The organism is Paraburkholderia fungorum (genome assembly GCF_046027605.1).
In the GTDB taxonomy this organism is placed as follows: Bacteria; Pseudomonadota; Gammaproteobacteria; order Burkholderiales; family Burkholderiaceae; genus Paraburkholderia; species Paraburkholderia fungorum_F.
The window spans coordinates 1-408 of record NZ_JAQQEF010000099.1 but is presented as its reverse complement, the minus strand read 5'-3'; the positions used below and the strand labels follow the sequence as shown (position 1 = coordinate 408).

Sequence of the window (408 nt, the reverse complement as noted above, 5' to 3'; positions counted from 1 at the left end):
TGTGGCACCCAGTACCGCTCGCGTGCGAACGGATACGTCGGCAAACTGATGCGCTGCGGCTTCGTCTCGCCGTATAGCTTCTCCCACTCGAGCGACAGGCCTTGCGACCAGATCTGGGCAAGCCTGTCCACCTTGCCGCGCGCAAGCCACTTATCAATCGCTTCAAGGAACTCCTCGTCAGCCGTCAACGCCGCCAAGGTCTGCTGGCTGCGTTTCAGTTCACCCCGGTAGACGCCTTCCAGATGTGCATTGCCGCGTTGATAGTCCGTCAGCCTGTCCTTGAGCGCTTCCAGCGAATCCACCACCAATGCGAGGCGCGTCCCCATCGCCTCGCGTCCAACCTGCAACGTGTACGCCAGATCCAGCAGCCTTACTTCATGCGTCTCCAGATGCCTGCGCAGTTGCTCC

The 408-nt window shown here is 61.0% G+C and carries 1 protein-coding gene; it reads right to left on the bottom strand.

The features are described from left to right. On the bottom strand, positions 1-408 hold a 408-nt coding region (locus tag PQR53_RS38905), incomplete at both ends, for a KS-MAT linker domain-containing protein (RefSeq protein ID WP_408465906.1).